Consider the following 7,085-nt stretch of genomic DNA (forward strand, 5'->3'; position numbering starts at 1 on the left):
CGACGCGTGTTTCCCGGTATTTGGTATAAATTCTTTATGGATGTGGCGTTACCCTTTAACGCTTGTCAGGGCATATTCTTTTTTAAGGACCCTTCCCGTCCACACTATGCCTATGGCCGCGGCGGCTATGTCGGTCGCCAGCCGCCCCCAGAATACCCCCGTGATACCGAACACTCTTGCCCCGAGCAACACCAAAGGTATAAGCAGGGCCACCACGCGAATGGCGGTCAAGATGGCGGACGCCACCGGTTTGTGTATACCCGTCATAAGAAAGGTCGCGTACCGGTGCACTTCAAGGAACCCGTACCCGAGACAGGTAACGCGGATATACTGGACCAGGACATCCACGACGGCCGGGTCGGGGGAGAAAAGCCGGCCCAGCGGACGCGCGATAACGAGGAACACTACGGCTATGACCAGACCGAATCCCAAAGCGAAAGACATCGTCCCCCTGCGCGCGGCGATTATCCTGTCGAACCGGCCCGCCCCGTAGTTCTGGGCGACGAACGGGACAAGCGACATGCCTACCGTCATAGGCACCATGAAAGCGAACATCTCTATCCTGCCGGCTACACCGATCGCCGCTACGGCGGACTGTCCGAAATCCGCGATGATCCTGATCACGACAGCCGCGGAAAGAGGCGTGAGGATAGAGCTAAGCATGGAAGGTATCCCGATATGCAGTATCTTCCGCCATGACGCGGCCACTCGCTGGCGCGTATGCGCCGCGAAAAGGATCAGGCGATACCTCTTGTGGATGAAATAAAAAGCCCCGGACATGACCAGCATCTCAGAAATGACCGTAGCCAGGGCCGCGCCCTGCATCCCCATACGCGGGAACCCTCCGAGCCCGAATATCATCACGGGGTCGAGTATACAGTTGCACACGGTCCCGGCCACCATGAGGAAACTGACCGTCCTCATTTTGCCCGTACTTATGATGATATCGGAGAACATTATCTGGAGGATACGCGGGATCAGGCCGCAATACCAGATCCACATGTACTGCCCCACGAATTCCAGCACCTCACCCGTCGCGCCCAACCGGCTGAAAAGCGGGCGTATGGAAAGAAGCCCGGCCGCGGTGAGACATAAAGCCACTGTCGAGGCCAGGAAAACCGCGTGTGTCGTAATACGCGCCGCCGTCTTCTTTTTCCCGCGTCCCAACGCGTGGGCCACCACCGTCATGGCCCCGGTCCCCAGACCGCGCATGATGAACCCCAGGAGCATGACCACCGGGAACGTGAACGACATCGCTGCCAGGGCGCTCGTACCCAGCCTGGAAACGAACCACGTATCGGCCAGGTTATAAGCGTTCAGGGCGAACGTCCCGGCCAGCATGGGCACGGCCATACGCGCTATGGTCGGGAAAACCTTATCTTTCACTAAAAGCGCCATTATATATCCTATACCTTCCACGGAACGTCAGACATCGAACGCCATAAGTAGCTCCATATGTCCCGTATGCCCATCCACACGCTCTTCCAATACCCTGAACCCGTGTCTCTCGTAGAACCTGATACTACTGACATTTTCCTTATAAACAGCAAGACACAGTCCGTCCCGGACCTCTTTCGCTTTATCCATAAGGCAGCCGCCTATCCCTCTTCCCTGGCATACGGGCGATACGAAAAGAGCCGCCACCGTATTGCCACATAGGGCAAGGAAACCCTCTACCCGTCCGCCATCTTCATACACATAGATCTCGCTCGAGGCGAGGTAGACATCCCGCATCTCGCCGAGCTTGGACTCCCAGAACTTCTCTTCGATGAAATTATGGGCTTTTATCGAGGCTTTTAGCCAGATATCCAGGACGCGTTCCATATCTGATCTTACAAAAGCACGGACCATGATCACCTTTCCGGGTCAGAACTTTTCAGTATCCATCCACACAACTAAGCTTATATATTACCATAGTAAGATCACACCGTCAGCCTCACTACAGGGTCAACGTTCACGGATAAAATGCGCCGCGACCAGGGAACACGCCCCAAGCACGGACCCGCAAATGAACGGTATACGGTAATTTATCATCCAGAGATACCCGCCGACCACAGGTAGTATCACAGCGGCGATATGGTTTATGGTAAAACTGACCGCGGTACTGGACGATATGTCCTTTTTATCGGCTATCTTCTGGAAATAAGTGCGTATCGCCATGGCCCCGTTGAACGAGATATGGTCCAGGACGTACAGTGCCGCTACCAACGGTTTATAAGGGCAGAACGCGTAGGCGGTGAATATCAGGATCAGGCTGATGTATTCACAGCGAAGTATCGCCAGTTCCCCGAACCGTTTGATCGCCTTGGCCACGAGCGGCGCGGCGAAATAGTTGATGATGTTGTTCAGGACAAACAGCATGGTGACCTGCTGTATGGTGAACCCGAATTTTTTCACGAGCAAAAGGACCGAGAACACCATGAAGATCTGCCGCCGCGCGCCGGATAATAGCGTAAGGATATAAAAAAGCGTATATTTTTTGCGGAATACCACTTTTTTCCGTTGGACATATTCTTCTTTTCGCGCAGGTTCGTTGACAAGCCCCCATATCCCGGCGCCGCATACCGCAATGCCTATCAGGAGGAACATCGTCCGATATGAAAGAAAATGCGAAAATAAAAATATTACTATTCCGACGATGATACAGACCAGGGACATCATGCTGCGCTGGTTCCCCATTACGAGCGGCGACTGGTATTCGTCAAAATGCTGGAGGATAAGCGACTGGTTAGTGGTCTCGTAATAATGGAACCCGAAACTCATAAGTAGTGTGGTCGCTAACAGTCCCGAAAAACTCGGGAGGAACCCGGTCAGCATTACACCCATCCCCATGCAGATAACGGACGCGGCCGAAAGGCGATGTTCCTTGATGAACGCCAGGAGGAATATCGCGCATAGTGCCAGGAACCCGGGTATCTCCCGCGCGGACTGGACCATACCGACCTGGAACCCGGTAAGCCCTACCGTCTCCACCGCGAAGTTATTGAAGAGCGTGCGCCAGCCCTGCAGGCCGGCCGCGGAGGCGATGGTCAGCACCAATAGGTACCAGTACATGGGATCCTGCTTTATCTTTTTCATAGGAGGACCCATTGTAGCATAAACGGGGCGTGTTTTGTTGTACATGTGGTTGGTATATAAGGCAGGCCGATACCTCTAACGCTCAAACAAGGTCTGGACCTCTCTAGGCCGAGAACCATGTCCCGGATCGTATGGTGGGATGAAATAGGTTATGCGCGGAAGTTAGGCAAGAAAGAGAGTCGGGCTGTTAGATGTCTCTCCACTCAGACAGCCCTCGCCTTTCAGGCTGCGGAAGTAGCTCGACGAAGCTCGCTACACTTCCTCGGACATTACGTCCTCGGTCGCTCCACACGGCGCACCTGACAACATACATGTAATTTAGAGAGAACTGGCAAGGCGTCCTATCTGAAGGAGTGTATCCGGCCTTACAATAACCCTAAAGGGTTATATCTAGAACTTATGCCCTGACGACCCTTGCGGGTTATATCTGGAACTTATGCCTGGCCCTTCGGGCATTTTGGAGATCATTATAAAAATACGGGGTCTGGTCTATCTGGGGGTTATGCCCCGCCGGGGGACCTGACCCCATTAAAACGAGGGACTGGTTTAGGCCGGAGATCATGCCGTCGCAGTAAACCTGTCCCGAGATATCCTGACCTTTTACGGTAGCATATCTTTATGGCACAAACCGTCTTATCTCCTTCATTTATATTTGACAATATCCCCTATTTCTCCCAGTCGCCTCTGCTCCCGGGACTTACTCGGAGAGTAGTACTCCTCGGTCGCTTACATTCAATCCCCGGTCCGGGACCATAGCTGTCCCGGGTCTGCCCCTCTCACTACCTATATCATACCCTTCGGATGACATAATAAAAGTCTAAAACCGTTTTTTACCCAAGCCTAAGCCGCACAGCTCAAAACGGTTTTTTCTCTGAAAATAAAAGCGGGACAGGTGTAGGATCACGTCAGCACCCGTCCCCACTATCTGTTATTTATTGTTTTTAAAAAATCCCTGCCCCCCTAACCTTTCAACCTTAGATTTCATCATATTATTTTCGATTGCCCATTTTCTTAAAATCTCTATTCTATCCAAAATCTTCTTTTTCATTCCATCGCTACATCTTTCGATTAATTTTATTTCTTGTTTTTCCCATTTTTCAAAACCTTCACCATGTTCAATCCTACTTTTATCAAATTTAATAATTTGAAACTCTTGTTCTTCCTCTGTCATGTCTGGAAGTTCACGAATATATTTGCAAAAATCCTGTGTGCCCTGATCATTGTCTGCTATCTTCTTTATTTCCTCGAAATATTCCCTAGGAAGAAAAGTCTCAATTTCCTTTATTTCAAAACTCTCAAGAACAGGGAAGGGATTATCTATGCCAATTTTTTCACTCCATTCAAATTCAATTACTGAAATAGGGTATTTTAACATGTGTAAAGTAATAACAAGGATAATTACTCTTTCGTATGTATTAATCCACTTTTCCAGAACATCTTCTTCAAAAGTTTGGCAATTCGATTTCGGCAATCCAAGCTTATTAGAGAATTCATACCCTTTCGTATGAACATAGTTATGAAGAACACTCAAATCATTGAAGCTTTTTCGTAAGCCAAATTTTTCGTCAAAGCTCATGATATTCTTGTTTGATCGTAATATCTTCCAAATTTTATCAACCCGAGGCGTATTTGCTTCCCATGCATCCTTTGATTTCAGCCAATCTTGAACCGTTTTGTGCCCATCATCGTTGATGTTGTAATAAACAGACAACATACCTAATTCAAGAACGCTTCTTAAAGACATAAAGGCTTGTTTATAAAATCCAAATATTGCCAAATTAAATGATATTTGAAGTTCATCCCATGATTCCACATAAGGGAAAAAGTGACCTGAAAATAAATTTTCAGCTGTTTGGGGTATCACCTTTCCTATGCTTTGATAAATCCAACCCGAATTTTCTATTCTTTGCTTTGTATTAGAATGATTTTTAAAAAACAATTCAGTTTTTTCTAACACTTCCATACTTTTTACTGGTTCATAAATAAAAGGGGGATATTTTTCCATCAAATAGGTTTCTCGTAAATCCTAGTTAAAAATTATTACTACACCTTGAAGTCTAGACATTACCTTAAATAGCCTTTAAAACTTCAGAATAATATAAAGAAGCATCTGGGGATAAGGCCCTTCTCCGGTCTGGCCGCCGACCTCGTGAACTTCATTCCCGCGTTCTTCTTAAGACACAAAACCGTTTTTTTTTGCCCAAGATATGGCACCACAGATCAAAACGGCTTTGGTTTTCTTTTTATTTAATTTTTAATTTCTGATCTAAATAATGTAATAAAGTTCTTGTTGTATTGATGATAAGCATTGCTTCCGATTTCGGCAGTAATTTTTCAGTAGGATGAACTATACTTGCATGATTTCTCAAGTGATTTAAAGCATCAACGATTGCGGACATTGAAAATACAACTCGTTTGATATTTGCATCTGTTCTTATTTGTTCAAACTGTGGATGATTTTCTCGAATTAACTTAAAAAAGGCAGTGATATTTGTATCTCTCTCATAACTAATTTTTGCTTTTTCACACACATTCTTTAGATACCCATGAAATGCCGTATGTACCCGGTCAATAGCATTTGGGGCACCAGAAGTACAAACAAGGCTTTCCGCATCTCTTAAGGCGTGTTCGACAATAAATGAAGTTGTTTCCAAAGAGGGGGTCTTTACAAGAGAAACACCCGTTTCAATTAAGTAATCTATTGCAATATGTCGAACATACGGCCCAAAATCCGAAAGAGTATGTGCAATATCTGCAAAAGCTAATTTGTATTTATTTTGAAAATTATTTTTTTGTAACTTAACATATTCATCAATCGGTATCTTTGCATAAAGAACAAAAAAATCGTCATTAAAAAAATTAGTTCCAGAATAAAGTTCAAATGGAAACTTTTCTAACATGCGACTGGCTTTTTTACCATGTTTTGCTGACAATAATTTGCATGCATTGTTGCGTAATGCAGTCCACTCATCGGCAGACATGCGCTCTTCTTTCAAGTCAAACCCGCTTGCCCCTGATCCGCTGTATAAGTAGATCATATTCTTGATTTCCCTTTTCCATTATCAACTCTACTTAAACATCCAAGAAGAATCTCCAGGGACGGTTCTCGAGATAAACTCCGGTCTGGCACAAACCCAATCCCCGGTCGGGGGAATTCTCGATCTTGGGTCTGTCCTCCGTGTGTTTTGGGGGACAAGTATACCGGTTTAATCTCTACGCCTGTCACATAAAATACGCCTGACCGAAGGCCCACCGAGCACGCTCTACCGCCAGCACCACACATAGGGGGTTACGCGCGAACGCGCATTTGATGGCCGGATATACTCCTTCAGATAAGACGCCTTGCCAATTCTTTATAAATTACATGTATGTTGTCAGGTGCGCCGTGTGCGAGTTTGCCGATAGGCTTGTCTGAGCAACAGGCGCATCTGCTTCATACACTATATCATTATATTTCCTGCATGAAATGCAGCTGTCCCCTATCGACTTATATTATATCCCTAACGGGTTAAAGACAAAAGGCTTTTATGATAAGAGGGTTACATTTACATAACATATTGTGCTCCCCATATTTATATTTGACAATATCCTCTATTTCTCCCAGGCGCCTCTGCGCCCGGGACTTCCTCGGGGAGTGGTACCCCTCGGTCGCCTATTTTATACATAAATTAACTCAAGGCTTACAACCATAAACTTATCTTCATAAGATAAAACACGTTATCTCCTTCATTTATATTTGACAATACACTCTATTTCCAATATAATTTAGACTCACAAAACGCGAACAAGCCTCGTTATCAGGCATATATCGGTTCCCCGGTAGCTCAATGGTAGTAGCGATTGGCTGTTAACCAATAGGTTGTAGGTTCGAATCCTACCCGGGGAGCCATAAATTAAAAGACCTCAGCGCAAGCTGGGGTCTTTTGATTTATACCCCTCAGTTGGATGAGGGGTATATCTTTTCCCATAAAACCCCGAATCTGACCGAGGCCGTAATGGCCGAGGAA

At 46.4% G+C, this 7,085-nt stretch carries 5 protein-coding genes and 1 tRNA gene; 1 reads left to right on the forward strand and 5 read right to left on the reverse strand.

What is annotated here, in order from left to right:
• Positions 1-48: 48 nt before the first annotated feature.
• From PHH49_06080 to PHH49_06100, 5 genes are all read right to left on the reverse strand, one after another.
• Positions 49-1,398 carry an MATE family efflux transporter gene (locus PHH49_06080; GenBank protein ID MDD5488509.1) on the reverse strand — a complete coding sequence of 450 codons (1,350 nt, stop codon included), beginning with the start codon at positions 1,396-1,398 and terminating at the stop codon, positions 49-51.
• A 27-nt stretch (positions 1,399-1,425) separates the two neighbouring features.
• On the reverse strand, positions 1,426-1,851 hold the full coding sequence (locus PHH49_06085; GenBank protein MDD5488510.1) for a GNAT family N-acetyltransferase: 426 nt from the start codon (positions 1,849-1,851) through the stop codon (positions 1,426-1,428).
• 96 nt (positions 1,852-1,947) lie between these two features.
• The gene (locus PHH49_06090) at positions 1,948-3,078 is read right to left on the reverse strand and encodes an MFS transporter (protein ID MDD5488511.1); all 1,131 of its coding nucleotides are present in this window, start codon (positions 3,076-3,078) and stop codon (positions 1,948-1,950) included.
• A 928-nt stretch (positions 3,079-4,006) separates the two neighbouring features.
• Positions 4,007-5,083 (reverse strand): hypothetical protein, encoded by a 1,077-nt coding sequence (locus PHH49_06095; protein ID MDD5488512.1) that lies wholly within the window; start codon positions 5,081-5,083, stop codon positions 4,007-4,009.
• A gap of 238 nt (positions 5,084-5,321) precedes the next feature.
• A complete protein-coding gene (locus PHH49_06100) occupies positions 5,322-6,116 on the reverse strand; it encodes an abortive infection family protein (protein MDD5488513.1) in 795 nt (264 codons plus the stop codon).
• Between the two features lie 775 nt (positions 6,117-6,891).
• On the opposite strand from PHH49_06100, the gene PHH49_06105 reads away from it, so the two are divergent.
• Positions 6,892-6,967: transfer RNA gene (locus PHH49_06105), tRNA-Asn, on the forward strand.
• Positions 6,968-7,085 lie beyond the last annotated feature (118 nt).

This window comes from Candidatus Omnitrophota bacterium (genome assembly GCA_028715965.1).
Lineage (GTDB): Bacteria > Omnitrophota > Gorgyraeia > Tantalellales > Tantalellaceae > JAQUQS01.

What these genes read in the sequence shown, in the direction of transcription:
- PHH49_06080 (MDD5488509.1), bottom strand. Translation starts at nt 1,398, where the DNA reads ATGGCGCTTTTAGTGAAAGATAAGGTTTTCCCGACCATAGCGCGTATG.
- PHH49_06085 (MDD5488510.1), bottom strand. Translation starts at nt 1,851, where the DNA reads ATGGTCCGTGCTTTTGTAAGATCAGATATGGAACGCGTCCTGGATATC.
- PHH49_06090 (MDD5488511.1), bottom strand. Translation starts at nt 3,078, where the DNA reads ATGAAAAAGATAAAGCAGGATCCCATGTACTGGTACCTATTGGTGCTG.
- PHH49_06095 (MDD5488512.1), bottom strand. Translation starts at nt 5,083, where the DNA reads ATGGAAAAATATCCCCCTTTTATTTATGAACCAGTAAAAAGTATGGAA.
- PHH49_06100 (MDD5488513.1), bottom strand. Translation starts at nt 6,116, where the DNA reads ATGATCTACTTATACAGCGGATCAGGGGCAAGCGGGTTTGACTTGAAA.